Below are 26,501 nucleotides of genomic sequence, written 5' to 3' on the forward strand. Positions count from 1 at the left end.
AACCCCCTTTCCGGATATATCCCTGATCCGGGATGCCCGGGCACCTCCAAGGTGTCCGGGCTTTTTTGCGTGGGCGGCGGGTGGTGGGGTCAGACGCCCCAGAGGACGTCGGTGTTTTCCTTGAGCGAGGCGCGCAGCATGTCCAGGAAGGGGTAGGCGCGCTGGCCCAGATGCAGCGGTTCCTCTTCCTTCTCGTCCGGGTTGCCGGGGTGTACCGTCGTGTCCGCCGGGTGGGTCCGTTTGGCGTCCAGCACCGCGGCTTCGAGCTTGCGGATGGCCGCAGGCATCTCGGCGGACGTGATCACCCCACGCTCGCCCAGATGCTTGCCGATGATGCCAAGCAGCGTGACGGCAAGATCCTTCATCATGATCAGGTCCTGCGCGGCATGGGATTTGAAGGTGATCAGCATGATGTTTCCTTTCTCGAGTGGCAGGGTCGCGCACCGCAGGCGCACGACCCGTCGCATGATGTCAGCATAGCACCTGATAAAATTCCGCGTTTCCCGATTTGCTCCGCCGGCGGCGCGGCGCGGCCAGCACTTGGCCGCCACCCCGAAGCCGGCAGCTTCCGCCCTCGAGGCCAAGATATCCATGCTGCCTGTTCAGACCTCCCAACTCGCCGCCGCGTTCACCGATGCCGTACGTGCGCTGGCCCCGGCCGACGTCAACCTGCCCGCGGTCACGTTCGAGCGCCCCAAGGCGGCCGCCCACGGCGACCTGGCCTGCAACATCGCCATGCAGGTGGCCAAGGCGCTCAAGACCAACCCGCGCGAACTGGCGCAGAAGGTGGTGGATGCGGTGCAGGCCGACCCGCGCGCAGCGGTGCTGGTGGCGGCGCTGGAGATCGCCGGTCCCGGCTTCATCAACCTGCGCCTGACGCCGGCGGCGCGCGCCGAGGCGCTGCGCGCGGTGCTGGCCGAGGGCGACCGCTACGGCGCCCAGGCGGCCGGCGCGCAGGGCCAGGTACTGGTGGAGTTCGTCTCGGCCAACCCCACCGGCCCGCTGCACGTGGGCCACGGCCGCCAGGCGGCGCTTGGCGACGCGCTGGCCAACCTGCTGGCCTGGCAGGGCTGGAAGGTGCACCGCGAGTTCTACTACAACGACGCCGGCGTGCAGATCCAGACGCTGGCGATCTCGGTCCAGGCCCGCGCGCGCGGCCTGAAGCCCGGCGACGCCGGCTGGCCGGAGTCGGCCTACAACGGCGACTACATCGCCGACATCGCCGCCGACTTCAAGGCCGGCAAGACCGTGGCCGCCTCGGACGGCGAGCCGGTCACGGCGTCGGGCGACATCGAGGATATCGAGTCGATCCGCAAGTTCGCGGTGACCTACCTGCGCAACGAGCAGGACATCGACCTGCAGGCGTTTGGCGTGAAGTTCGACCGCTACTACCTGGAGTCGTCGCTGTACAGCGACGGCCGCGTCGATGCCGCCGTGCAGTCGCTGGTGGCCAGGGGCAAGACCTACGAGAACGAAGGCGCGCTGTGGCTGCGCACCACCGACGACGGCGACGACAAGGACCGCGTCATGAAGAAGTCCGACGGCACCTACACGTACTTCGTGCCGGACGTGGCTTACCACACCACCAAGTGGGAGCGCGGCTTCGCCAAGGTCATCAACGTGCAGGGCAGCGACCACCACGGCACGATCGCCCGGGTGCGGGCCGGCCTGCAGGGGCTGGACGTCGGCATCCCGCAGGGCTACCCCGACTACGTGCTGCACAAGATGGTCACCGTGATGAAGGACGGCGAGGAGGTCAAGATCTCGAAGCGCGCCGGCTCGTACGTGACCGTGCGGGACCTGATCGAATGGAGCAATGGCGGCGGCGAGACGATCCGCGGCTGCCTGGAAGGCGGCGTGGCTGACTGGCCGGCCCACTTCACGCGCGGCCGCGATGCGGTGCGCTTCTTCCTGCTGTCGCGCAAGGCCGACACCGAGTTCGTGTTCGATGTCGATCTGGCACTGAAGCAGAACGACGAGAACCCGGTGTATTACGTCCAGTACGCCCACGCCCGCATCTGCTCGATCTTCGAGGCCTGGGGCGGCGCCGGCTGGGAAGCCCGCCTGTCCGAACTGGGCAGCGTGGACCTGGCGGCCGTGACCGCGCCCGACGTGAGCGCCCAGGCCATCGCGCTGGGCCGCCGCCTGGCCGAGTTCCCGGACATGCTGACGGCCGCCGCCGGCGAACTGGCGCCGCACGCCGTGGCGTTCTACCTGCGCGACCTGGCGGGCGACTTCCACGCGTTCTACAACGCCGACCGCGTGCTGGTGGACGACGAGCAGGTCAAGCGCGCCCGCCTGGCGCTGCTGGCCGCCACCCGTCAGGTGCTCAAGAACGGGCTGGCCGTGATCGGTGTATCGGCGCCGCAACGGATGGACCGCGAACAGCCGGCCGCCTGACACCGGCGCGGGTGGCTCTATAATCCCCGGCATCACCGAAGAGGACTTCATGCAACACAAAGCCAAGCGCGCCGCGCGCACCGTCCGCCATCGCCTGACACAGCGCGGCGGCACGTTCCTGGGCCTGGTGCTCGGCCTGATCGTCGGCCTGGCCATTGCCGTGGTCGTGGCGTTGTACATCACCAAGTCGCCCGCGCCGTTCCAGCAGAAGGGCGGCAACGGCGCCAAGCCGCCGAGCGCGACCGAGCCCGGCAACGTGGCCAGCGCGCTGCCGAGCCCCACGCAGCAGCCGCAGCAGGGCACCGAGCCCAGCGACCCGAACCGGCCGCTGTGGAGCAAGACCCCGGCCAAGCCGGTGGGCCCGGCCGAGCAGCCGGCGGCGCCGGCCCAGCCGCCGGTGGCGACCACGCGTCCGGCGGACGTGCCGGGCGCCACGAACGGCGCCAGCAATGGCGCGGCCACCACGAAGCCGGCCGACAAGCTGGCCGAGAAGCCCGCCGCGCGTCCGGCCGAGAAGCCCGTGGCCGACCCGATCGCAGAAATTGCCCAGGCCGATGCCAACAAGGTCGGATACTTGCTGCAGGTTGGCGCGTTCCGCTCGCAGGACGACGCGGACCGCCAGAAGGCCAACCTGGCCATGCAGGGCTTCGAGGCCCGCGTGACGGACCGCGATGTCAACGGCATCAAGATGTACCGCGTTCGGGTGGGGCCGTTCAACCGCATCGAGGACATGAACCGCGTGCGCGACCGCCTGCAATCGTCCGGTTTCGACGCCTCGGTGATCCGCTTCACCAAGCAGTAGTCCAGCGGCCACGGTGCCGGCGTGAACCAAGCGCCGCCGCCGTGGTCTGAGTCGCATTCGCCTGACCGTTTTGCCTGTCCAGCCCGTTCAACCCCGTAAGGCCCTTCGAACATGAAGAAATTCGCCGCATTGATCGCTACCGCCGCCGCCGTGGGCGGCTTGCTGATGTCCGCGCCCGCCGCCATGGCCGCGCCGACCGAAGGCAAGGACTACACGGTCCTGAAAGCCCCGCAGGCCGTGCCTGCCGGCAAGATCGAGGTGACCGAGTTCTTCTGGTACGGTTGCCCGCACTGCTACGACTTCGAGCCCGAGCTGGAAGCCTGGGTCAAGAAGCAGGGCAAGGACGTGGTGTTCAAGCGCGTGCCGGTGGCCTTCCGCGACGACCTGCTGCCGCACACCAAGATCTACTACGCGCTGGAATCGCTGGGCAAGCTCGACGCCCTGCACGGCAAGGTGTTCGACGCCATCCACAAGCAGCGCAAGCGCATGCTGACCTCGGACGAGATCGCCGATTTCATGGCGGCCAACGGCATCGACAAGAAGCAGTGGCTCGATACCTATAACTCGTTCTCGGTGACCACCAGCGCCCAGCGCGCCAACAAGATCGCCGACGCGTACAAGATCGACGGCGTGCCGACCGTGGTGGTGCAGGGCAAGTACGAAACTTCGCCCTCGATCGCCGGCACGATCCCCGGCGCCATCAAGGCGATGGAATTCCTCGTGGATGGCGTGCGCGGCAAGAAGCTCTGAGCTGCGCTGCGTGGATGAAAAGCCCGGCGTCTTGCGCCGGGTTTTTTTATGGCTTTTCGCTTGCCGACGGTTTGCTCCCCTCTCCCGCTTGCGGGGAAGCGACCACGACTCGGCTATATTCCCCCCATGCGACACCAAAAAATCTTTCTCACCGGCGCGTCCAGCGGTATCGGGCAGGCGCTGGCGCGCGCCTACGCGGAGCAGGGCGCCGTGCTCGGGCTCGTGGGGCGGCGCGAGGACGCGTTGCGGGCCTTTGCCGATACGCTGCCGAATCCCGGCGCGGTCCGCCTGTACGCCGTCGATGTGCGCGATGCCGATGCGATGCTTGCGGCGGCATCCGATTTTCTGGCCAACGTGGGATGTCCAGACGTCGTGATCGCCAACGCCGGCATCTCGGTGGGTACCGTGGCCAGCGAGCGCGAGGATCTGGAACTGTTCCGCACCGTGATGGACACCAACTGGTTCGGGCTGCTGACCACGTTCCAGCCGTTCCTGGCGCCGATGCGCGCGCAGCCGCCGGGCGCCGGCGGGTGGCGCGGCACGCTGGTGGGTATCGCCAGCGTGGCCGGGGTGCGGGGCCTGCCGGGCGGCGGGGCGTATAGCGCGTCGAAATCGGCGGTCATCAAGCTGCTGGAAAGCCTGCGGCTGGAGCAGTCGCGCGAGCGGATTCGCGTGGTGACGATCGCGCCGGGCTATATCCGCACGCCGATGACCGAGCACAACCCGTACCGGATGCCGTTCCTGATGGATGCCGACGCCTTTGCGCGCAAGGCGCTGCGCAAGATTGCCGGCGGCGCGCGGTTCACGGTGATCCCGTGGCAGATGGGCGTGGTGGCGTCGGTGCTCCACGTGATGCCGTTCTGGCTCTACGACGCGCTGTTCCGCCGCGCGCCGCGCAAGCCCCGGCAATCCAGGGGCGCATGATGTGGGCCGACGCGCTCGGCCAGCAGCACGGCGCGGCCTCGGGCGAGGTCCGGATCGCGTCGCTCGTGCCGTCGATCACCGAGTTGTTGTTCGACCTCGGCCTGGGCAGCCGGACGGTGGCGCGCACGGGCTTCTGCATCCATCCGGAGCCGGCCGTGCGCGCGGTGGAGAAGGTGGGCGGCACCAAGGACGTGAAGCTCGACCGGCTGCGCGCACTGGCGCCGACGCACGTGGTGGTCAATATCGACGAGAACCGCCGCGAGACCGTGGACGAGATCCGAGGCTTTGTGCCGCACGTGATCGTCACCCATCCCTGCGCGCCGACGGACAACTTCGCGCTGTACGACCTGCTGGGCGGCATCTTCGGCCGGCAGGACGAGGCCGCGCGGCTCTCGGCCGAACTCTGCGCGGCCCTCGATGTGCTGCAGGCGCGCCGCTGGCCCGCCCGGCGGGTGCTGTACGCGATCTGGCAGGACCCGTGGATGACGGTGTCGCGCGCCACATACATCAGCCGGATGCTGGCGCTCGTGAACTGGTCGACCTGGCCTGACGACGCGCTCGTGGCCTGCGTGGACGGCGACTGCAGCCGGCCGAACGCCGGGGGCGAGCGGTATCCGACCTTCCGCTGGAGCGATGCGCTGGTGCGCGAACTCGACGCCGTGCTGCTGTCGACCGAACCATACCGCTTTACCGACGACCATGCCGACGCGCTGGAGCGCCAGATCGGCAAGCCGGTGCTGCTCGTCGACGGCGAGATGCTGTCGTGGTACGGCAGCCGGGCGGTGGCCGGCGTGCGCTATCTGGAGCGTCTGGCGGCGGCCGGAATCTGACCGCCCCCTGGACGGTCAGGCCGTGGTGAAGCGCACCACGCCGTCCTCGCCCACGTGCCGCACCAGTTCGCCACGGTGCCAGAGCGCGTGCAGGTGCGCCAGCGCCTCGCCCATGGCGAACGTGAGCTGGTGGATGTCGAACTGCCGGCGGAAGATGACGCCGACGATATCGAACGCATTGCACGGTTTTTCGGCGCAGGCGGCCAGCGTCTCGGCCAGGCGGTCCACGTGGTGCTCATGGAGCTGGCGGATACGGGTGTGGATGTTGCGGAACGGGCGGCCGTGAGAGGGCAGCACCAGCACGTCGGCCGGCAGGTCGTCATACTTGCCCAGCGAGTCGAGGTAGAGCTGCAGCGGATTGGCCTCGGGCTCCATGTCGAACACGCTGACGTTGGTGGAAATGCGCGGCAGCACCATGTCACCGGACACCAGCACGTTGGTGGCGGCGTTGTAGAGCGCCACGTGCTCCGGGGCGTGGCCGAAACCGGTGATCACGCGCCAGGCGGAGGTGCTCGGGTCGGTGCCGATATGGACCGTGTCGCCGTCCATCAGGCGGCGATACTGCGTGGGCAGGTCAGGCACCAGCGACGGGTAGTAGGCCTTGCGGGCGCGCAGCTTTTCGAGGTTGTCGGGGTCGGCCAGGCCGTGGCGGGCAAAGTGGCTCGCCGCGAAATCGCCGCCGGCATTCGAGCCCACGCCGGAGCCGCCGGCCATCACGCGGGCGGTCATGTAGTCGCCCAGGCTCATCCAGAGCCGCGCGTCCCAGCGGCCGCAGATCCAGTGCGCCAGGCCCACGTGGTCCGGGTGGCAGTGGGTCACCAGCACGCGGAGCACCGGCAGCCCGTCGAGTTCGTTGGCGAAGATGGTCTCCCAGTGGGCCTGGATGGTGTCGTTGGTGATGCCGCAGTCGATCACGGTCCAGCCGTCGCGGCCTTCGAGGCGGTCGCGCACCAGCCACAGGTTGATGTGATCCAGCGCAAAGGGCAGCGGCATGCGCAGCCAGTAGACGCCGGGGGCCACTTCCTGGCGCGTGCCCGGCGCGGGCATGGTTTCGCCAAACGGGTACTGGAGCTGGTGTTCGAGTGCGTTCATGGGATGTCTCACGGAAAAACCGGCGCGCTCGGCCAGGTGCCGGCGCACTCTCGAATGTCGATTGTCAGGCGGCGCAGTTGACGCTAACGTTAACGTCAATTCGCGACCTCCGTTCGTCATCTTAGACGAAAAACTTGATCGCGCAACGAATGGACGAACGACCGTTCACTTTTGCAGGACGCCCTATGTCGGCACAGCCATCATCCGCCACCTACACCATCACCGAGCTTGCGCGCGAGTTCGAAGTCACGCCGCGCGCCATCCGGTTCTATGAGGACCAGGGCCTGCTTTCGCCCGACCGCGAGGGGCCGAGCGGCCGCAAGCGCGTCTACAACGCCCGCGAGCGTACTCGCCTCAAGTTGACGCTGCGCGGAAAAAGGTTAGGGCTCACTCTCAACGAGATCCGCGAGATTCTGGATCTGTACGAGTCGCCACGCGACACGGCGCCACAACTCGAACGTTTCCTGCACCTGCTGTCACAACATCGCGGCACGCTGGAACGGCAAATGGAAGACCTGCAGGCCCAACTTGCCGAGATCGACCAGCACGAGCGCCAGTGCAAGGACCTGCTGGCCGTGCACCACGCCACCGGCCACAAGGCCGCGTGAGCCGTAGCCGCCATACCGCGTAGCCCACCTAATTGACGTTTACGTAAACGTCAATAAAATAGCGGAAACCCTGCCCAGACTAGGAGACAACCATGACCGAACTTCCCGGCCTCAGATTCGACCTTGGCGAAGACATCGAGATGCTGCGCGAATCGGTGCGCAACTGGGCCCAGGCCGAACTGGCGCCGCGCGCCGGCGAGATCGACCGCACCGACCAGTTTCCGATGGACGCCTGGAAGAAGATGGGCGACCTTGGCGTGCTGGGCATCACAGTGGCTGAAGAATACGGCGGCGCCAACATGGGCTACCTCGCGCACATGATCGCGATGGAGGAGATCAGCCGCGCATCGGCATCGGTCGGACTGTCTTATGGCGCACATTCGAACCTGTGCGTGAACCAGATCCACCGCAACGGCACCGACGCCCAGAAAGCGAAGTACCTGCCGAAGCTGGTGTCGGGCGAGTGGATCGGCGCGCTGGCCATGAGCGAGCCGAACGCCGGGTCGGACGTAGTCAGCATGAAGCTGCGCGCGGACTTCAAGGGCGACCGCTACGTGCTGAACGGCACCAAGATGTGGATCACCAACGGCCCGGACTGCGACGTGCTGGTGGTCTACGCCAAGACCGAGCCTGACCTGGGCGCACGCGGCATGACCGCGTTCATCGTCGAGAAGGGCATGAAGGGGTTTTCGGTGGCGCAGAAGCTCGACAAGCTCGGCATGCGCGGCTCGCACACCGGTGAACTGGTGTTCCAGGACGTGGAAGTGCCCGTGGAAAACATCCTCGGCGCGGAAAACAGCGGCGCCAAGGTGCTGATGAGCGGGCTGGACTACGAGCGCGCGGTGCTGTCGGGCGGCCCGGTCGGCATCATGCAGGCCTGCATGGACGTGGTCACGCCATACATCCACGACCGCAAGCAGTTTGGCCAGAGCATCGGCGAATTCCAGCTCATTCAGGGCAAGGTGGCCGATATGTACACGACGCTGCAGGCGGCCCGCAGCTATCTGTATACGGTGGGCAAGAACCTGGACGCGCTGGGCAGCGGCCACGTGCGCCAGGTGCGCAAGGACTGCGCGGCAGTGATCCTGTACACAGCCGAGAAGGCCACGTGGATGGCCGGCGAATCGGTGCAGATCCTGGGCGGCAACGGTTATATCAACGAGTATCCGGTGGGGCGGCTGTGGCGCGATGCCAAGCTGTACGAGATCGGCGCAGGCACGTCTGAGATCCGCCGCATGCTCATTGGCCGCGAATTGTTCGCCGAAACGATGTAATCGCCCCGTGCGTTCGGCGCTGCCTGACGGTTACCGAATGGTAAGTGCCGAACGCCCGTACAATCTCACCTGCAACGCGTACGCCTGTTCCTGCTCCGAAAAAGCCGATCCATGTCCCACTTCCCCAAGCTGCTCTCCTCGCAGATTGCCTACGATGTGGCGCGGACCATGCTGGACGGGTTCGACAAGCATCACCGGCTGTTCCGCGAGGTCAGCGTGGCGGCGAAGGCGCGGTTCGAGGCGGGCGACTGGCATGGCCTGCAGCAGCTGCAGCGGGACCGGATCGCGTTCTACAACGAGCGCGTCCAGGAATCGGTGGCATTGCTGCAGGAGCAATACGACGCCGGGCACATCGACGACGCGATCTGGCAGCAGATCAAGCTGCACTACATCGGCCTGCTGACCAACCACCACCAGCCCGAACTGGCCGAGACGTTCTTCAACTCGGTCTGCACGCGGATACTGCACCGTTCGTACTTCAACAACGATTTCATCTTCGTGCGCCCGGCCATTTCGACCGAGTACATCGAGAACGAGGAGTCGCCGGTACGGCCCACCTACCGGGCCTACTATCCCGGCAGCCGCGAGGGCATGGCGGCGTGCTTCGAGCGGATCGTGCGGAATTTCGAGCTGGACCTGCCGTTCGAGGACCTGCCCCGCGACGTGGGCTACCTGCTGAAGGCGATTGCCGAGCATGCCGGAGACTTCCGCATTGCACCCAACTTCCAGGTGCATACGCTGTCTTCGCTGTTCTTCCGCAACAAGTCGGCGTTCATCATCGGGCGCATCCTGAACGGCGACCAGACCTGGCCGATGGTGATCCCGGTGATCCACGGCGCCTCGGGCAGGCTCGTGCTCGACACCGTGCTGCTGCGAGCCGAGCAACTGCTGCTGCTGTTCTCGTTCGCCCATGCCTATTTCATGGTCGACATGGAAATTCCGTCGGCCTACGTCACGTTCCTGCGCGACCTGCTGCCGCGCAAGTCGCGCGCCGAGATCTACACGAGCCTGGGTTTGCAGAAGCAGGGCAAAAACCTGTTCTACCGCGACTTCCTGCACCACCTGCAGCATTCGTCGGACCGCTTCATCAGCGCGCCCGGCATCAAGGGGCTGGTGATGCTGGTGTTCACGCTGCCGTCTTTTCCGTACGTGTTCAAGGTGATCCGCGACGCCTTCCCGGCTCCCAAGGAAACCACGCGCGCGCTGGTGGAATCGAAATACCAGCTCGTGAAGCGCCACGACCGCGTGGGCCGCATGGCCGATACGCTGGAGTATTCGGACGTGGCGTTCCCGCTTGCGCGCTTCGACGAGGCACTGGTGCGCGAGCTGGAACAGCACGCGCCGTCGATGGTCGAATACCAGCGCGCCAAGGACGGCAGCGAGGAGATCGTGGTACGGCACCTCTACATCGAGCGCCGCATGACGCCGCTGAACATCTGGCTGCAGGAAGGCAGCGACGAACAGGTAGACCACGGCGTGCGCGAGTTCGGCGACGCGGTCAAGGAACTGATCGCCGCGAACATCTTTCCGGGCGACATGCTCTACAAGAACTTCGGCGTCACGCGCCATGGCCGCGTGGTGTTCTACGACTACGACGAGATCGAGTACCTGACCGACTGCAATATCCGCCGCGTGCCGGCACCGCGCAACGAGGAAGAAGAAATGTCGGGCGACGTGTGGTACACCGTCGGTCCGCACGACATCTTCCCCGAGACCTATCGCACGTTCCTGCTCGGCGATCCGCGCGTGCGCGCCGCGTTCCTGCGGCACCATCCCGATTTCTTTGACGCTGCCATGTGGCAGCACTACAAAGACCGGCTCCAGGCCGGCCATGTCCATGACTTTTTTTCCTATGCACAGCATGACCGCTTCATCCACCGCTACGGCGGCGCCTCAACCGACGACGCAAGGAGGGCAGCATGAGTGACGCCATCGCCCAGCTGTTCCGCAACAACCGTGACTGGGTAGACCGCGTCAACGCGGAAGACCCGGAATTCTTCACGCGCCTGGCCAACCAGCAGGCGCCCGAGTACCTATGGATCGGCTGCTCCGATTCGCGCGTGCCGGCCAACCAGATCCTGGGCCTGGCGCCGGGCGAGGTGTTCGTCCATCGCAATATCGCCAACGTGATCGCGCACAGCGACCTTAACGCGCTGTCGGTGATCCAGTTTGCGGTGGAAGTGCTCAAGGTGCGCCACATCACCGTGGTGGGCCACTACGGCTGCGGCGGCGTCAAGGTGGCGCTCAAGCGCGAGCGCGTGGGCCTGGCCGACAACTGGCTGCGCCATGTGCGCGACGTGGCCGACAAGCATTCCACCTACCTCGGCACGGTGCTGCGCGAGGACGACGCCCATACCCGCCTGTGCGAGCTGAACGTGATCGAGCAGGTCAACAACGTCTGCCAGACCACCGTGCTGCAGGACGCCTGGGCCAGCGGCCAGGAGCTGACCGTGCATGGCTGGATCTACGGCGTCTCGGACGGCCTGCTGCGCGACCTGGGCATGGCCGCCAGCAACAACGAGGAACTGCACGCCCAGACCGCTGCCGCGCTGCAGCAGTACGGCGAGCCGCCCCACGCATCGATCCGCTGACGGACTGACGATATCGGGCCGTGCCGCCCATGGCCGGCCCCCCGCTTCACGAGGAGACAGACATGCAAGACCACGTAGTCATCGTTTCTGCGGCACGCACCCCGATGGGCGCGTTTCAGAGTGAACTGAGCAGCCTCACGGCGCCGCAACTGGGCGCCGCCGCCATTCGCGCGGCCGTGGAGCGGGCCGGCCTCAAGCCGGAGCAGGTGCAGGAGGTCGTGTTCGGCTGCGTGCTGCCGGCCGGGCAGGGCCAGGCGCCGGCGCGCCAGGCGGCGCTCGGTGCGGGGCTGCCGCTGGACGTGGCATGCACCACGGTCAACAAGATGTGCGGGTCGGGCATGCGCGCGGCCATGAGCGTCCATGACGGCCTGCTGGCCGGCTCGTTCGACATCGCCGTGGCCGGCGGCATGGAAAGCATGACCAACGCGCCCTACCTGATTCCGAAGGGCCGGGGCGGCTACCGCATCGGCCACGGCATGATCTACGACCACATGATGCTCGACGGCCTGGAGGACGCCTACGAGAAGGGCCGTGCCATGGGCACCTTCGGCGAGGAGTGCGCGGCCAAGTACCAGTTCACGCGCGAACAGCAGGATGCGTTTGCGATGGAGTCGGTGCGCCGCGCGCAGCAGGCTACCGAGCAGGGCGATTTCCGCTGGGAGATCGTGCCGGTGACGGTGTCCGGCAAGGGCGGCGACACGGTGATCGACACCGATGAAGGCCCCCGCCGCATCAAGGTCGACAAGATTCCCTCGCTGAAGCCGGCGTTTGCGAAGGACGGCACGATCACTGCGGCATCCTCGTCGTCGATCAATGACGGCGCGGCCGCGCTGGTGATGATGCGCGAGTCCACGGCCCGCGCGCTGGGCCTGCAACCGCTGGCCCGCATGCTGGGCCACACCTCGCACGCGCAGGCGCCGGGCTGGTTCACCACCGCGCCGGTCGATGCGATCGCCAAGCTGTACCGCAAGCTCGACTGGACCAGCGACAGCGTGGACCTGTTCGAGATCAACGAGGCGTTTGCCGTGGTGCCGATGGCCGCCATGCACGACCTGAAGATTCCGCGCGACAAGGTCAACATCCACGGCGGTGCCTGCGCGCTGGGCCATCCGATCGGCGCCTCGGGTGCGCGCATCATGACCACGCTGATTGGCGCGCTGCGCAAGACCGGCGGCAAGCGCGGCGTGGCCAGCCTGTGTATCGGCGGCGGCGAAGCCACGGCGGTCGGTATCGAGATCGTCTGAGCGCCGCCCGTCTCCAACAATAACAAGGAGCTTCTCCATGCCAACCGCTCTCGTTCTCGGTGCCTCGCGCGGACTGGGCCTTGAATTTGTCCGCCAGTATCGTGCCGATGGCTGGCGCGTGATAGCGGCGGCGCGCAGCGACGAAGGGGTCGAGGCGATCAAGGCGCTCGGCGCCGAGGCGCACAAGGTTGACCTGACCGATGCGGGCGCGGTGGCCGGGCTGGGCTGGAAACTCGATGGCGAGACCATCGACGTCGCGATCTACAACGCCGGCGTGATCGGCCCGCGCACCGAGGCCGCGCAGCCGGTGCCCCGGCAGGATTTCGACGCGGTGATGCACACCAACGTGCTGGGCCCGATGATGGCGCTGCCGTTGCTGCTGCCGTTCGTCGAGACCGGCAACCACGGACGCGGCGGCGTGCTGGCGGTTCTGTCTTCAAAGATGGGCAGCATCGGCGGCATGGAGAGCAACCGCGCCTGGATGTATCGCGTCAGCAAGGCCGCGGCCAATGCGGTGCTCAAGGCCGTGTCGCTCGATGCGCGCCACGCGATCTGCGTGGCGCTGCACCCGGGCTGGGTGCAGACCGACATGGGCGGGCCGCAGGCCGACCTCACGCCGCAGCAGAGCGTCAGCGGCATGCGCCGCACGCTGGCTGGCCTGACGCACAACGACAACGGCAGTTTCCACAACTACGACGGCACGCCGATTCCCTGGTAAAGGGCGCGCGCGTGCCGCGCAACGCGAGACAACGTTCATGCTGCTGACCCCCGAACAGGAAATGATCCGCGACGCCGTGCGCCAGTTCGCGCAAGAGGTCATCGCGCCGCAGGCCGCGCAGTGGGACCGCGACAAGACTTTCCCGAAGGACGTGCATCGGGAGCTGGCGCGGCTCGGCGCCTACGGCGTCGCCGTGCCCGAGGACCTGGGCGGGGCCGGGCTCGATTACCTGTCGCTCGCGCTGATCCTGGAAGAGATCGCGGCCGGCGACGGCGGCACGTCCACGGTCATCAGCGTCAACAACTGCCCGGTGTGCAGCATGCTGATGGCGTTCGCCAACGACGCGCAGAAACAGCAATGGCTGGTGCCGCTGGCGCGCGGCGAGATGCTCGGCGCGTTCTGCCTGACCGAGCCGCACGTGGGTTCCGATGCCTCGGCGTTGCGCACCACGGCCACGCGCGATGGCGACCACTATGTGCTGAACGGCGTGAAGCAGTTCATCACCAGCGGCAAGCACGCCGACGTGGCCATTGTGATGGCCGTGACCGACAAGGCGGCCGGCAAGCGTGGCATCAGCGCCTTCCTGGTGCCGACGTCGACGCCCGGCTACATCGTCGCGCGGCTGGAGGAGAAGCTGGGCCAGCATTCGTCGGACACCGCGCAGATCGTGTTCGAGAACTGCCGCATTCCGGCGGACTGCCTGCTCGGCGAGGAAGGGGCCGGGTACAAGATGGCGCTGTCGGGGCTGGAAGGCGGCCGCATCGGCATCGCCTCGCAAAGCATCGGCATGGCGCGCGCCGCGTTCGACGCCGCGCTGGCCTATGCGAAGGAGCGCGAGAGCTTCGGCCAGCCGCTGTTCCAGCACCAGGCCGTGCAGTTCCGGCTCGCGGACATGGCTACGCAGATGGAGGTTGCCCGCCAGATGGTGTGGCACGCCGCGTCGCTCAAGGATGCCGGCCGGCCCTGCCTGAAAGAGGCCGCGATGGCCAAGCTGTTCGCCAGCGAGATGGCCGAGCGGGTGTGCTCGGACGCCATCCAGGTGTTCGGCGGATACGGATATGTGAACGATTTCCCGGTCGAGCGAATCTATCGGGATGTGCGCGTGTGCCAGATCTACGAGGGCACCAGCGACATCCAGAAGATCCTGATCGCCCGTGCGCTTGGCTGACGCAATACCCCTGAAACCCGAAACCGGAGCCTCACCCGCGATGACCGCCCCCATCGATTTCTATTTCGATTTCTCCTCGCCCTACGGCTATTTCGCCAGCACGCGCATCGACGAGATAGCGCGCAAGTACGGGCGCGGCGTGCAGTGGCATCCGATCCTGCTGGGCGTGGTGTTCAAGACCACGGGCTCGGCGCCGCTGCCATCGATTCCGCTCAAGGGCGAGTACTGCTGGCGCGATTTCGAGCGCACCGCGGCGTTCCACGGCATCGAGTACAAGCGCCCCACGCACTTCCCGCTGCCGACCCAGCACGCGGCCCGCGCAACGCTGTGGCTGCAGAACCATCGCGGCGGCGACCTGGCCACCGCGTTCGCCAAGGCCGTCTACCGCGCGCTGTTCGTCGACGACATCAACATTGCCGAGCCCGCCGAGCTGGCGAAGCTGGCCGAAGGGCTTGGCATCGATCCCGTTGCGCTGAACGAAGGCGCCACGAGCTACCAGATCAAGGACCAGCTCAAGGCCGAGGTCGATGTGGCGCTGGCCAAGGGCGTGTTTGGCTCGCCCTTCGTCATCATCGACGGTGAACCGTTCTGGGGCTTCGACCGGTTCGACCAGGTGGAAGCCTATCTGAAAAGCCTGCGGCAGCCGGAACTGCGCGCCGTTGGCGGTAACGACATCCTGAAGGAAAAGAAACCCGCATGACCGCAGCAACCCCGTCCGCCCGCTTTGATTGCGTGATCTTCGACTGTGACGGCGTGCTCGTCGACAGCGAGCCGATCGTCCACCGCCTGCTGAACCGCGTGCTCAACGAACTGGGCATCGTGATCACGCTGGAGGAATCCACGCGCTGGTTCCTGGGCCGCGCGGTCAAGGACGAACTCGGCAACATCGAGGCCCGCCTGGGCCGCCCGCTGCCCGAGAACTTCCTGTCGGACTGGTTCGTGCGCCGCAACGCCACGCTGCAGGCCGAACTGGAAGCCGTGCCGTACATCCGCCAGGCCATCGAGGCGATCAAGGCGCGCGGGCTGCCCGTCTGCGTGGCGTCGGGCGCGGACCGCATCAAGGTCAAGCTGCAGCTCAACCATACGGGGCTGATCGACCTGTTTGTCGACGATGACCGCGAGCACATCTTCTCGTCGACCGAAGTCGAGCGCACCAAGCCCGCGCCGGACGTCTACCTGCTGGCCGCGCGCACCATGGGCGTGGACCCGGCACGCTGCGCCGTGGTCGAGGATAGCCCGACTGGCACCACGGCGGGCGTGGCGGCGGGGATGACCGTATTCGGCTACGCCGCGCTCAATTCGCCCGATGAACTGCGCGCAGCCGGGGCCAACACCATCTTCGCGGACATGCGCGACCTGCCGGAGCTGATCGGATGACGAAAAAGCGCGCCGCCAACGCCGCCGCCGATGCCTGCCCGTGCGGCAACGGTCCCTATGCGAGCTGCTGCGGCCGCTTCCATCGCGGCGAAGCGACACCGGCCACGGCCGAGGCGCTGATGCGCTCGCGCTACAGCGCCTACGTGCTCGGTGACGCCGGGTGGCTGCGCCAGACCTGGTACGCCTCGAATTGCCCGGAAGACCTGTCGTTCGACAGCGGCACGCGCTGGCTCGGGCTGGCCGTCAAGTCGCACGCGCAGCAGGACGACACCCACGCCACGGTGCAGTTCGTGGCGCGCTACAAGGTGGGCGGCCGCGCGCATCGCCTGGAAGAACTGAGCCGCTTCGTCTTCGAACCGCGCGAGCCCGGCACCCCGGCGCGCTGGCTCTACGTCGATGGCGAGGTGAAGGACCAGGACTGAACAACGCAGCACCGCAGTACCGCAGCACCGGCAGAAGCAGGCAACGTAGAAAGCATTCACAGGAAGAGACATGCCCACGCTGGAAACCAAACTGAACGCGCGCTCCGAATCGTTCAAGGCCAACGCCGAGTCAATGCAGGCACTCGTGGCCGACCTGCGCCAGAAGATCTCGAAGCTGGCCGAGGGCGGCGGCGAGGACGCACGCAACAAGCACCTGGGGCGCGGCAAGCTGCTGCCCCGCGACCGCGTACAGCAGTTGCTCGATCCGGGCACGCCGTTCCTCGAACTGTCGCAACTGGCCGCGTACGAGATGTATGACGATGCCGCGCCCGGCGCGGGCATCATCACCGGCATCGGCCGCGTGGCCGGGCAGGAGTGCGTGATCGTCTGCAACGACGCCACGGTCAAGGGCGGCACCTACTACCCGATGACGGTCAAGAAGCACCTGCGCGCGCAGGAGATTGCCGAGCAGAACAACCTGCCGTGCATCTACCTCGTGGATTCCGGCGGCGCCAACCTGCCGAACCAGGATGACGTGTTCCCGGACCGCGACCACTTCGGCCGTATCTTCTACAACCAGGCCAACCTGTCGGCCAAGGGCATCCCGCAGATCGCCGTGGTGATGGGGTCATGTACCGCCGGTGGCGCCTATGTGCCGGCGATGAGCGACGAGTCGATCATCGTCAAGAACCAGGGCACGATTTTCCTGGGCGGCCCGCCGCTGGTGAAGGCCGCCACGGGCGAGGAAGTCAGCGCCGAAGACCTCGGCGGCGCCGATGTGCACACGCGCCTGTCGGGCGTGGCCGACTACTTTGCGCAGAACGACCATCACGCGCTGAGCCTGGCGCGCAACATCGTCCAGCACCTGAACCGCCGCAAGCCGGACCAGATCCGCCTGCATGCGCCGCAGGAGCCGCTGTATCCGGTGGAAGAGCTGTACGGCGTGATCCCCACCGATACGCGCAAGCCCTACGACGTGCGCGAGGTGATCGCCCGCGTGGTCGACGGCTCCGAGTTCGACGAGTTCAAGGCGCGCTACGGCACCACGCTGGTGTGCGGCTTTGCGCGGATCTGGGGTTACCCGGTCGGCATCATCGCCAACAACGGCATCCTGTTCTCGGAGTCGGCGCTCAAGGGCGCGCACTTCATCGAGCTGTGCTGCCAGCGCAAGATCCCGCTGGTGTTCCTGCAGAACATCACGGGCTTCATGGTGGGCCGCAAGTACGAGAATGAAGGCATCGCCCGCAACGGCGCCAAGATGGTGACGGCGGTGGCCACGGCGCAGGTGCCGAAGTTCACGGTCATCATCGGCGGCTCGTTCGGTGCCGGCAACTACGGCATGTGCGGCCGCGCGTACTCGCCGCGCTTCCTGTGGATGTGGCCGAACGCGCGGATTTCGGTGATGGGCGGCGAGCAGGCGGCCAGTGTGCTGGCCACGGTGCGCCGCGACGGCCTCGAGGCGAAAGGCGGGCAGTGGGGCGCGGACGAGGAAGAAGCGTTCAAGTCGCCGATCCGCGACCAGTACGAGCGCCAGGGCCATCCGTACTACGCCAGCGCGCGGCTCTGGGACGATGGCGTCATCGACCCGGCGCAGACGCGCACGGTACTGGGCCTGGGCCTGTCCGCCAGCCTCAATGCGCCGATCGGCGACATGAAGTTCGGCGTGTTCCGCATGTAGTCATTTTTCGAGCGAAGAAGGTTGGTTGCCGTGATGTCCCGTGTCGTTTCCACTGCCCTCGGTTTCACGCTGGCTGCGCTTGGCGGCATCGCGTGGTGCGGCCATGCGCTTGCGCAGGCGGTGCTGCCGCAGCATGCCGTGGAGCAGGTGGTGATGCTGCCCAAGACGGGGCCGGACCGGACCATCAACCTTGAAACGACGATCTTCCGGCCGGCGGGCGCGGGGCCGTTCCCGCTGGTGGTGATCAACCACGGCAAGTCGCCGGGCAAGCCGGCCTACCAGGGCCGCGCCCGGTTCGAGGCACAGACGGCCGAGTTCCTGCGGCGCGGCTACGCGGTGGCGCTGCCGATGCGCCAGGGCTTCTCGAAATCGGGCGGCATCTATGCGGGTGGCGGGTGCGACTTCCATGCCAACGGGATGAAGCAGGCCGAGGACGTGGTGGCGGCGCTCGACTACCTGGTGCAGCGACCGTATGTGGACCCGACCCGCATCGTGGTGCTGGGGCAGTCGTATGGCGGGTTGTCGACCATGGCACTGGCGACCATCGGCTATCCGGGCGTGCTCGGCGTGGTGAACTTCGCCGGCGGCCTGCGCAACGAGAAGTGCGCCGGATGGGAGAACAGCCTGATCGATGCGTTCGGCGAGTACGGGCGCAGCGCGCAGTACCCGTCGCTGTGGATCTACGGCGACAACGACAGCTTCTGGCCATGGCCACTGCCCGAGCGCATGTTCAACCACTACAAGGCGCAGGCGAAGGGCGTGGCGGCCGATGCGCGCTTCGTCGACATGGGCGAGTTCGACGGCGACTCGCACAAGCTGTTCAGCAGCCGCAAGGGCCTGGCGCTGTGGCTACCCGAAGTGGGCGCGTTTTTCCGCCATCTGGGCTTGCCGTTCGACGAAGTGCCCGAGCGGGGCAACCCCGCCGCGACGCGCGCCGCCGAACAGGCTTCCTGACAATCATTCGATCCTGGAGCAGACATGCAATTCACCACGCTGACGGTCACGGCCGAACGCCACCTCGCCACGATCACCCTGAACCGGCCCGAGGTGCGCAACGCATTCAACGAGACAGTCATTGCCGAGCTGACCGGCGCCTTCCGCGCGCTGGGCGATACGCCCGAGGTGCGCGCCATCGTGCTGACGGGCAACGGCCCGGCGTTCTGCGCGGGCGCCGACCTGAACTGGATGAAGAAGATGGCCGGCTACTCGGACGACGAGAACCGTGCCGATGCGCTCACGCTGGCGCAGATGCTCCACACGGTCTGGTCGTGCCCCAAGCCCGTGATCGCGCGCGTGCAGGGCGACACCTACGCCGGCGGCATGGGGCTGGTGGCCGCCTGCGATATCGCCGTGGCGGTGGAGTCGGCGCACTTCTGCCTGTCGGAGGCCAGGCTGGGGCTGCTGCCCGCGACCATCAGCCCCTACGTGATCCGGGCGATGGGCGAACAGGCGTCGCGCCGCTATTTCATCACGGCCGAGCGCTTCGACGCGGCCGAGGCGCTGCGGCTCGGCTTCGTCCACGCCGTGACCACGCCTCAGGCACTGGACGAGAAGGTGGCCGAGATCGCCGCCACGCTGATCGGCAACAGCCCCAACGCCGTGCGCGAGAGCAAGCGGCTGGTTCAGGAAGTGTCGGGACGCGAGATCGATGGCGACCTGCTGGCGGATACGGCAAACCGGATTGCGGCGATCCGGGCGTCGGAAGAGGGCAAGGAAGGCGTGCGGTCGTTCCTGGAAAAGCGGGCGGCGGCTTGGAAGGTTTGAGAGTGCTTTGATTCCACCCCTGGTGGGGAAAAAATATGCCCGGAGTTAGCCGCCAAACGCCCCATCCAAGTGACACACAAACCACGAACGCCCACAACTTCGCGCTTCCTCTTGTAACCCGTCGATAAACCTCGGCCCCCTCCCAATTTGCCAATCAACGATGGACCTTCCTACCATGAGCTTCCCCAAAGCCAACACCGCCCGGCACGCATCGCCGGCGGGGCGGCTCATGGCAATTCCAAGGAGGGTCCATTGACACATCCTGTCCCCCAGACACCGCCAGGCGATACCACGCTTGCGGCACGCAGCCAGCGCGCCGTGTGGCATCCCTGCACGCGCCTGCGGCCCGACGCGGCCGCCAACGAGCCGCCGCTGGCCATCGCCAGTGGTGAAGGACCGTGGCTGGTCGATACCGAAGGCCGCCGCTATTTCGATGCCATCAGTTCGTGGTGGGTCAACCTGTTCGGCCACGCCAATCCGCGCATCAATGCGGCGCTGATGGCGCAACTGCAGACACTGGAACACGTGATGCTGGCCGGCTGCACGCACGCGCCGGCCGTGGAGTTGGCCGAGCGGCTGTCCGCGCTGACCGGCCACGCGCTCGGCAACGCCTTCTACGCCTCGGACGGCGCTTCGGCGGTCGAGATCGCGCTGAAGATGAGCTTTCACTACTGGCGGAACACCGGGCTCGCCGCCAAGCGCGAGTTCGTGTGCCTGCGCCATGGCTACCACGGCGAAACGGTTGGCGCGCTGGCCGTGACCGATGTCGAGATCTTCCGCGACGCCTACGACCCGCTCACGCGGCGCGCCCATGTGGTGATGTCGCCCGACGCGCGTCAGGCCGCGGGCGGCGAGACGGCGGCCGATGTCGCCACGCGCGCCCTGGCCGAACTCGAAGCCCTGCTGCGTGACCGCGCGGGCCAGATCGCCGCGCTGATCGTCGAGCCGCTGGTACAGGGCGCCGCCGGCATGGCGATGTACGATCCTTCGTACCTGGACGGCGCGCGGGCGCTGTGCGACCGCTACCGTGTCCACCTGATCGCCGACGAGATCGCGGTGGGCTGCGGCCGTACCGGCACGTTCTTCGCCTGGGAGCAGACGCGCGATGGCGAGGCGGTGCCCGCGCACGCGTGGCCTGACTTCCTGTGCCTGTCGAAGGGCATCACCGGCGGCTACCTGCCGCTGTCGCTCGTGCTGTCGCGCCCCGAGATCCAGCGTGCGTTCGTGGCCGACGATATCGCGCGCAGCTTCCTGCATTCGCACTCGTACACAGGCAATCCGCTGGCCTGCCGCGCCGCGCTCGCCACGCTCGACCTGTTCGGGCAGGACGACGTGCTGGCCCGCAACCACGACCGCGCACAATGGCTGGCCGGGGCCATGGCCGCCATTGCCGCCGATCCGCGCGTGGGCAACGTCCGCCAGCGCGGCCTGATCTGGGCGGCCGATGTCGATGCCGACGCAGCCGGGCCCGACTTCGCGGCCCGCTTCCATCTTGCCGCGCGCGAACACGGCGTGCTGGCGCGGCCCATCGGCAACACGCTGTACGTGATGCCCCCGTACGTCTTTGACGCCGCGTTGGCCAACTGGCTGGGCGGGCAGTTGCTGTCGACGCTGCACGCGGTCATCGGCCCGGTAACTGGAGAGGAGGTCCGCCATGCTGCTTGATCTCCTGCAACAGGCCGCCGCCGAGCGCGAGGCGCAGGCGCTGACGCGCCGCCGCCGCATCGCGCACACCGCGTGCGCGCCGCATCAGTCAGTGGGTGCGGCAGACGCCGAACCCACGCCGCTGCTGACGTTCTGCAGCAACGACTACCTCGGGCTGGCCAACCACCCCTCCATCGCCCACGCGCTGGCCGAGGGCGCGCATCGCTATGGCGCCGGCAGTGGCGCCTCGCATCTGGTCAGCGGCCACTCGCTGGCCCATGCGCAGCTCGAACAGGCACTCGCAAGCTGGCTGGCGCCGCATATCCCCGAGGCGCAGGCGCTGTACTTCTGCACGGGCTACATGGCGAACCTCGCGGTGCTGACGTCGCTCGGCACGGCGGGCGCGACGCTGTTCTGCGAGACCCTCAACCACGCGTCGCTGATCGACGGCGCCAGGCTGGCAAAGGCCGACGTGCAGCGCTACCCGCACGGCGATGCCGCAGCGCTCGACACGCTGCTGCGCGACAGTGCCAGCCAACTGAAGCTGATCGTCACCGACAGCGTGTTCAGCATGGATGGCGATATCGCGCCGCTGGCCGCGCTGCTGGCGCTGGCAGAACGGCATGACGCGTGGATCGTCGTCGACGATGCCCACGGCTTCGGCGTGCTGGGCGCGCAGGGCCGGGGCGTGCTTGAACACCTGGGCCTGCGCTCGGAGCGGCTGATCTACATCGGTACGCTCGGCAAGGCTGCTGGCGTGGCCGGCGCGTTCGTGGCCGCGCACGCGACGATCATCGAGCATCTGGTCAACACGGCGCGTCCCTATATCTATACGACCGCCGCACCGCCGGCCGTGGCGCACGCGCTGCTGACCAGCCTCGACATCATCGCCGGCGAGGAAGGCCACTGCCGCCGCGCGCACCTTGCCGACCTGATCGCGCAACTGCGCGCCGGGCTTGGCGTGCTGGCGGCGCAGGCCGGCTGGACGCTGGGCGCGAGCGATACGGCAATCCAGCCGCTGGTCGTCGGCGACAACGCCGCGGCGCTGGCGCTGTCGGCGACGCTGGAAGCCGAAGGCATACGCGTTGGCGCGATTCGCCCGCCCACGGTGCCGGCGGGGACGGCGCGGCTGCGCATCACGCTGTCGGCCTCGCACACGGAGCAGGACGTGGCGCGCCTGCTCGCCGCCATCGCGCGGGCCGTGCCGGTTGCGCACCAGCACAGGGAAGCCGCATGAGCCGCGTGATCGAAAACCGGCCCGGGCGCTTTGCCTGCTTCGTCACGGGTACCGACACCGGCGTGGGCAAGACGCACGCCACGGCCACGCTGCTGCACGCGCTGCACGAGGCCGGCTACAGCACCGTGGGGATGAAACCCGTGGCGGCCGGCGGGGAATGGCTCGACGACAGCTGGCAGAACGACGATGTGGACCAGTTGCGCGCGGCGGGTTCGGTGATCGTGCCGCAGGACGAGATGTGCCCGTTCTTCTTCCGCACGCCAGCGTCCCCGCATCTGGCCGCCGCGCTGGAGGGCGAGCGCATCACGCGCGAGCCGATCCGCGCCGCGTTCGACGGCCTGCGGCAGAGGGCCGAGGCCGTGGTGGTGGAGGGCGTGGGCGGCTTCATCGTGCCGCTCGATGTGGGCGCGGCCCGCTGGAACACGGCGGATCTGGCCGTGATGCTCGACCTGCCCGTGATCATGGTGGTGGGTGTGCGCCTGGGCTGCCTGAGCCACGCGATGCTGACCGCCGAGGCGGTGCGCGCGCGCGGGCTGAAGCTGGCCGGCTGGATCGCCAACCGCATCGACCCCGACATGCTGCTGCCCACGGAGAACATCGTCACGCTGCAGGACGCGCTCGATGCGCCACTGCTCGGCGAACTCCCCTGGCAGGTGGCCCCCGCCGCCGCCGCCCAACACCTGGACCTTGCGCCGCTGCTGGCTGGTCCCCCCGCGCCGCGTCACGCTTGACGCGCCCCACGAACAGAATACGAAATACCGAACATGAACCAAATCGCTGAAACCCAGACCGTCGCCTCGATCTCCGCCGATGCCCTGCGCCAGTCGGCCCGCAACCTCGCCGCCGCCGCGCCGAAGGACACCGATGCCTGGCGCGTCGACGATGTGGCCGCGCTGTTCGCGCTGCCGTTCAATGACCTGCTGTTCCGCGCGCAGCAGGTGCACCGCGAGCATTTCGACGCCAATACCGTGCAGTTGTCGACGCTGCTGTCGATCAAGACCGGTGGTTGCGAGGAAGACTGCGGCTACTGCCCGCAGAGCGCGCACCACGACACCGACGTCAAGGCCGAGAAGCTGATGGATCTGGAAGCCGTGCTCGACGCCGCCAAGGCCGCCAAGGCCAACGGCGCCACGCGCTTCTGCATGGGCGCCGCCTGGCGCAGCCCCAAGGAGCGCCACCTGGAGCCCGTGATCGACATGGTGCGCGAGGTCAAGGCCATGGGACTGGAGACATGCGTGACGCTGGGCATGCTCAAGGCCGAACAGGCGCAGCGCCTGAAGGACGCGGGCCTGGACTACTACAACCACAACCTCGATACCTCGCCCGAGTTCTACGGCAAGATCATCACCACGCGCACGTACCAGGACCGGCTCGACACCATCGGCCACGTCCGCGAGGCCGGCATCAACGTGTGCTGCGGCGGCATCGTGGGCATGGGGGAATCGCGTGCGGCGCGGGCCGGGCTGATCGCACAGCTGGCCAACATGGACCCGTACCCGGAGTCGGTGCCCATCAACAACCTGGTGCAGGTCGAGGGCACGCCGCTGGCCGGCACCGAGGCGCTGGACCCGTTCGAGTTCGTTCGCACGATTGCCGTGGCACGCATCACGATGCCGCGCGCGATGGTGCGCCTGTCCGCAGGCCGCGAGGCCATGGACGAAGCATTGCAGGCGCTGTGCTTCATGGCCGGCGCCAATTCCATTTTCTACGGCGAAAGGCTGCTGACGACCGGCAACCCGCAGGCGGAGCGCGACCGCGCGCTGCTGGCACGCCTGGATATCCGCGCGGAAGGCTTCGCGGGGTAACAGGACGGGGTTTGCCGATCTGAGGACGCTGGCTCGCCGACCGGAGACAACAAGGGAGGAGCCATGTTCAACAAGATCCTGATCGCCAACCGTGGCGAGATTGCCTGCCGCGTGGCGGCCACGTGCCGCCGGCTGGGCATCCGCACGGTGGCCGTCTACTCGGACGCCGACGCCGACGCGCGGCACGTCGCGTTCTGCGACGAGGCCGTGCATATCGGCGGCCCGGCCGCGCGTGACAGCTACCTGCGCGCGGACCACATCATCGAGATGGCGAAGGAGACCGGCGCCCAGGCCATTCATCCGGGCTACGGCTTTCTTTCGGAGAACGAAGACTTCGCCCGTGCCTGCGCCGAGGCAGGTCTCGTCTTCATCGGCCCGCCGGCCGAGGCCATTCACGCGATGGGCAGCAAGAGCGCGGCCAAGCAGTTGATGGAGAAGGCCGCGGTGCCGCTGGTGCCCGGCTATCACGGCGAGGATCAGGACGCCGCGCTGCTGCGGCGCGAGGCCGATGGCATCGGCTACCCGGTGCTGCTCAAGGCCAGCGCCGGCGGTGGTGGCAAGGGCATGCGCGTGGTGGATGCCGGCGAGGGCTTCGAGGCCGCGCTGGCATCGGTCAAGCGCGAGGCGTCGGCCAGTTTCGGCGACGACAAGGTCCTGGTCGAGAAGTACCTGACGCGTCCCCGGCACATTGAAATCCAGGTGTTTGCCGACACGCACGGCAACTGCGTCTACCTGTTCGAGCGCGACTGCTCGGTGCAGCGCCGCCATCAGAAGGTGTTGGAAGAAGCGCCGGCCCCGGGCATGACCGAGGAGCGTCGCCGCGCCATGGGTGAAGCCGCCGTGGCCGCCGCGCGGGCCGTGGGCTATGTGGGCGCCGGCACGGTCGAGTTCATCGCCAACCAGGACGGCTCGTTCTATTTCATGGAGATGAACACGCGGCTGCAGGTGGAGCATCCGGTCACCGAGATGATCACAGGCCAGGATCTCGTGGAGTGGCAGTTGCGCGTCGCCTCGGGCGAGCCGCTGCCGCTGACGCAGGATCAGCTGCGCATCGACGGCCACGCGCTGGAAGCGCGGATCTACGCCGAAAACCCGGAGAAGGGCTTCCTGCCCTCTACGGGCACGCTGCGCTTCCTGCGCACGCCCCCGGCGGTGCAGTTCATGCGCGGCGGTGACGCGCACGGCCCGGCAGGCATCCGTATCGACGCCGGCGTGCGCGAGGGCGACACCATCAGCCCGTTCTATGACCCGATGATCGCCAAGCTGATCGTCTGGGGCCGGGACCGCGACGAGGCGCTGTCGCGCATGAGCCAGGCGCTGGCGCAGTACCACGTGGTGGGGCTGTCGACCAACGTGGCATTCCTGCAGCGGCTGATCAGGTCCGACGCCTTCCGCACGGCCGACCTCGACACCGGCCTGATCGAACGCAACCAGGCCACGCTGTTCCCGCCGCAGAAGTCGGTCGGCATCGAATCGATCGCATTGGCCGTGGCGGCGCTGCTGGAACGCGAGGCGAAAGAGCGCCGCGTGGACGAGGCAGACCGCCACTCGCCCTGGACGCAGGCCGGCAACTGGCGCCTGAACGGCCGCGACACGCGCACGCTGTACTTCGAAGGCGCCGGGCACAAGCTGGAAGTCGTGCTCAAGGGCGACGCCCGCGACACCCGCAAGAACACGCTGATCTACGCCGATCAGGCCGCGCCATTCGCGTACACGTTCAAGGCCGACGATATCCGCGTCGATCTCGGCACGCGCCGCACGCACGGGCAGGTGCACCGCGAGGGCGACACGTTCCACGTCTTCCACGCCGGCCGCCACACCGTTCTCGGGTGGCTCGATCCGCTGTCGCACGCCGGCGAAGCCGAGGGCGAGGGCGGCAAGCTGACCGCGCCCATGCCTGGCAAGGTCATCGCCGTGATGGTGGAGCCGGGCAGCCAGGTCACGCGCGGCACGCCGCTGCTGGTGATGGAGGCGATGAAGATGGAACACACCATCACGGCGCCTACCGACGGCGTGGTGAGCGAAGTGTTGTATGGCGTGGGAGAACAGGTTGCCGAGGGCGCGCAGTTGCTGGCGTTTGCGGTAGAGGAAGTGGCTGGCGCCTAGCCGTTGTTCCTGCTCTCGGTTTGGTCCCTCTCCCACTGCATGGGAGAGGGGAACGCATGGCAACGGC

The 26,501-nt window shown here is 67.5% G+C and carries 25 protein-coding genes; 23 read left to right on the forward strand and 2 right to left on the reverse strand.

The genetic code is table 11. The features are described from left to right. Nucleotides 1-89: 89 nt before the first annotated feature. On the reverse strand, nt 90-410 hold the full coding sequence (locus EV147_RS14980) for a DUF1840 domain-containing protein (protein ID WP_130392001.1): 321 nt from the start codon (nt 408-410) through the stop codon (nt 90-92). A 181-nt stretch (nt 411-591) separates the two neighbouring features. Here EV147_RS14980 and argS point away from each other — a divergent pair, with 181 nt between their 5' ends. The 5 genes from argS (at nt 592) to EV147_RS15005 (ending at nt 5,706) form a co-directional block, all read left to right on the forward strand. Beyond that, nucleotides 592-2,400 carry an arginine--tRNA ligase gene (argS, locus tag EV147_RS14985; protein ID WP_130392002.1) on the forward strand — a complete coding sequence of 603 codons (1,809 nt, stop codon included), beginning with the start codon at nt 592-594 and terminating at the stop codon, nt 2,398-2,400. Between the two features lie 49 nt (nt 2,401-2,449). Then, complete coding sequence (locus EV147_RS14990) at nt 2,450-3,202, forward strand: SPOR domain-containing protein (protein WP_130392003.1); 753 nt, start codon at nt 2,450-2,452, stop codon at nt 3,200-3,202. Nucleotides 3,203-3,313: 111 nt separating this feature from the next. After that, nucleotides 3,314-3,952 carry a thiol:disulfide interchange protein DsbA/DsbL gene (locus EV147_RS14995; protein ID WP_130392004.1) on the forward strand — a complete coding sequence of 213 codons (639 nt, stop codon included), beginning with the start codon at nt 3,314-3,316 and terminating at the stop codon, nt 3,950-3,952. Between the two features lie 126 nt (nt 3,953-4,078). After that, nucleotides 4,079-4,876, forward strand: a complete 798-nt coding sequence (locus EV147_RS15000) for an SDR family oxidoreductase (protein WP_130392005.1) — start codon at nt 4,079-4,081, stop codon at nt 4,874-4,876. Then, complete coding sequence (locus tag EV147_RS15005) at nt 4,876-5,706, forward strand: helical backbone metal receptor (protein ID WP_130392224.1); 831 nt, start codon at nt 4,876-4,878, stop codon at nt 5,704-5,706. Before EV147_RS15000 ends, EV147_RS15005 begins: the two co-directional genes overlap by 1 nt. A 15-nt stretch (nt 5,707-5,721) precedes the next feature. Here EV147_RS15005 and EV147_RS15010 read toward each other — a convergent pair whose 3' ends face one another. Next, the gene (locus tag EV147_RS15010) at nt 5,722-6,798 is read right to left on the reverse strand and encodes an MBL fold metallo-hydrolase (RefSeq protein WP_130392006.1); all 1,077 of its coding nucleotides are present in this window, start codon (nt 6,796-6,798) and stop codon (nt 5,722-5,724) included. Between the two features lie 185 nt (nt 6,799-6,983). Here EV147_RS15010 and EV147_RS15015 point away from each other — a divergent pair, with 185 nt between their 5' ends. The 18 genes from EV147_RS15015 to EV147_RS15100 all read left to right on the forward strand — a co-directional run bounded on the left by EV147_RS15015 (nt 6,984) and on the right by EV147_RS15100 (nt 26,434). Continuing rightward, nucleotides 6,984-7,406 (forward strand): MerR family transcriptional regulator, encoded by a 423-nt coding sequence (locus EV147_RS15015; RefSeq protein WP_130392007.1) that lies wholly within the window; start codon nt 6,984-6,986, stop codon nt 7,404-7,406. 92 nt (nt 7,407-7,498) lie between these two features. Beyond that, the gene (locus EV147_RS15020) at nt 7,499-8,680 is read left to right on the forward strand and encodes an isovaleryl-CoA dehydrogenase (protein WP_130392008.1); all 1,182 of its coding nucleotides are present in this window, start codon (nt 7,499-7,501) and stop codon (nt 8,678-8,680) included. A gap of 111 nt (nt 8,681-8,791) precedes the next feature. Further along, nucleotides 8,792-10,603: a bifunctional isocitrate dehydrogenase kinase/phosphatase gene (aceK, locus tag EV147_RS15025; protein WP_130392009.1), complete on the forward strand. Its 1,812-nt coding sequence runs from the start codon at nt 8,792-8,794 to the stop codon at nt 10,601-10,603. Then, nucleotides 10,600-11,271 carry a carbonate dehydratase gene (can, locus tag EV147_RS15030; RefSeq protein WP_130392010.1) on the forward strand — a complete coding sequence of 224 codons (672 nt, stop codon included), beginning with the start codon at nt 10,600-10,602 and terminating at the stop codon, nt 11,269-11,271. Before aceK ends, can begins: the two co-directional genes overlap by 4 nt. Before the next feature lie 62 nt (nt 11,272-11,333). Then, entirely contained in the window at nt 11,334-12,515 is a 1,182-nt protein-coding gene (locus EV147_RS15035; RefSeq protein ID WP_130392011.1) for an acetyl-CoA C-acetyltransferase, read from the forward strand. Between the two features lie 37 nt (nt 12,516-12,552). Beyond that, nucleotides 12,553-13,233, forward strand: a complete 681-nt coding sequence (locus EV147_RS15040) for an SDR family oxidoreductase (protein WP_130392012.1) — start codon at nt 12,553-12,555, stop codon at nt 13,231-13,233. A gap of 37 nt (nt 13,234-13,270) precedes the next feature. Beyond that, nucleotides 13,271-14,401, forward strand: coding sequence for an acyl-CoA dehydrogenase family protein (locus EV147_RS15045; protein ID WP_130392013.1), 1,131 nt, complete (start codon nt 13,271-13,273; stop codon nt 14,399-14,401). A 40-nt stretch (nt 14,402-14,441) separates the two neighbouring features. Beyond that, a complete protein-coding gene (locus EV147_RS15050) occupies nt 14,442-15,101 on the forward strand; it encodes a 2-hydroxychromene-2-carboxylate isomerase (RefSeq protein ID WP_130392014.1) in 660 nt (219 codons plus the stop codon). Next, nucleotides 15,098-15,778, forward strand: a complete 681-nt coding sequence (locus tag EV147_RS15055; protein WP_130392015.1) for an HAD family hydrolase — start codon at nt 15,098-15,100, stop codon at nt 15,776-15,778. Before EV147_RS15050 ends, EV147_RS15055 begins: the two co-directional genes overlap by 4 nt. Then, on the forward strand, nt 15,775-16,200 hold the full coding sequence (locus EV147_RS15060) for a YchJ family metal-binding protein (RefSeq protein ID WP_130392016.1): 426 nt from the start codon (nt 15,775-15,777) through the stop codon (nt 16,198-16,200). Before EV147_RS15055 ends, EV147_RS15060 begins: the two co-directional genes overlap by 4 nt. 70 nt (nt 16,201-16,270) lie before the next feature. After that, entirely contained in the window at nt 16,271-17,878 is a 1,608-nt protein-coding gene (locus EV147_RS15065) for a carboxyl transferase domain-containing protein (protein WP_130392017.1), read from the forward strand. A 33-nt stretch (nt 17,879-17,911) separates the two neighbouring features. Then, on the forward strand, nt 17,912-18,832 hold the full coding sequence (locus EV147_RS15070) for an alpha/beta hydrolase family protein (protein WP_198680259.1): 921 nt from the start codon (nt 17,912-17,914) through the stop codon (nt 18,830-18,832). A 24-nt stretch (nt 18,833-18,856) separates the two neighbouring features. Further along, entirely contained in the window at nt 18,857-19,642 is a 786-nt protein-coding gene (locus tag EV147_RS15075; protein WP_130392019.1) for an enoyl-CoA hydratase/isomerase family protein, read from the forward strand. A 252-nt stretch (nt 19,643-19,894) separates the two neighbouring features. Continuing rightward, complete coding sequence (gene bioA, locus EV147_RS15080; protein ID WP_130392020.1) at nt 19,895-21,307, forward strand: adenosylmethionine--8-amino-7-oxononanoate transaminase; 1,413 nt, start codon at nt 19,895-19,897, stop codon at nt 21,305-21,307. Next, a complete protein-coding gene (gene bioF, locus EV147_RS15085; RefSeq protein WP_130392021.1) occupies nt 21,297-22,523 on the forward strand; it encodes an 8-amino-7-oxononanoate synthase in 1,227 nt (408 codons plus the stop codon). Before bioA ends, bioF begins: the two co-directional genes overlap by 11 nt. After that, nucleotides 22,520-23,254, forward strand: a complete 735-nt coding sequence (gene bioD / locus EV147_RS15090; RefSeq protein WP_130392022.1) for a dethiobiotin synthase — start codon at nt 22,520-22,522, stop codon at nt 23,252-23,254. The genes bioF and bioD overlap by 4 nt, the downstream gene beginning before the upstream one ends. Before the next feature lie 33 nt (nt 23,255-23,287). Then, nucleotides 23,288-24,328: a biotin synthase BioB gene (gene bioB / locus EV147_RS15095; protein ID WP_130392023.1), complete on the forward strand. Its 1,041-nt coding sequence runs from the start codon at nt 23,288-23,290 to the stop codon at nt 24,326-24,328. Nucleotides 24,329-24,391: 63 nt separating this feature from the next. Beyond that, entirely contained in the window at nt 24,392-26,434 is a 2,043-nt protein-coding gene (locus EV147_RS15100) for an acetyl/propionyl/methylcrotonyl-CoA carboxylase subunit alpha (RefSeq protein WP_130392024.1), read from the forward strand. Nucleotides 26,435-26,501: the final 67 nt, after the last annotated feature.

The sequence above is a fragment of the Cupriavidus agavae genome (assembly GCF_004217045.1).
Taxonomy (GTDB): Bacteria; Pseudomonadota; Gammaproteobacteria; order Burkholderiales; family Burkholderiaceae; genus Cupriavidus; species Cupriavidus agavae.